Origin of the sequence: Psychrobacter sp. DAB_AL62B, from assembly GCF_028895345.1 — a bacterium.
Taxonomy (GTDB): domain Bacteria; phylum Pseudomonadota; class Gammaproteobacteria; order Pseudomonadales; family Moraxellaceae; genus Psychrobacter.
Genome location: NZ_SAXC01000035.1, coordinates 1 through 328, shown reverse-complemented (window position 1 = coordinate 328; position 328 = coordinate 1). Strand labels below are relative to the sequence as shown.

1 protein-coding gene and 1 pseudogene are annotated in these 328 nt (G+C 41.2%); both read left to right on the top strand.

Annotation, left to right across the window (positions count from 1 at the left end; all coding sequences use genetic code 11):
- Positions 1-113: pseudogene (locus tag EPB74_RS13395) on the top strand (IS5/IS1182 family transposase); the annotation flags it as partial.
- A gap of 21 nt (positions 114-134) precedes the next feature.
- Positions 135-328: helix-turn-helix domain-containing protein (locus EPB74_RS13390; RefSeq protein WP_342462808.1), on the top strand; the 194-nt coding region annotated here is incomplete at its 3' end.

The following is a 328-nucleotide window of genomic DNA, read 5'->3' as shown; positions in this document are numbered from 1 at the left end:
TTGCAAGACTCAAGCATTTCCGCAGCATCGCTACTCGCTATGAGAAGTTGGCTCGTAATTTTAAGTCTATGCTTTACCTAGCGTGTACTATTATTCATTGCAAAATGAATTGAGGACACGCCCTAGACTTCAAGATCGAAGTCATCGCATACTATCGGCAAAGACATACCGGACTTGCCACAAGTGAGAAGTTTAAAGTAAATTCGAAACTTGTACAAAAATGGGTTAAGCAATACCAAAGCGGTGGCATAGATGCCATCAAGCCAAAGTCGAGTAAAGCTCACTATAGTCGCGATTTTAAACATCACGTGATTACGACCATGTTAGA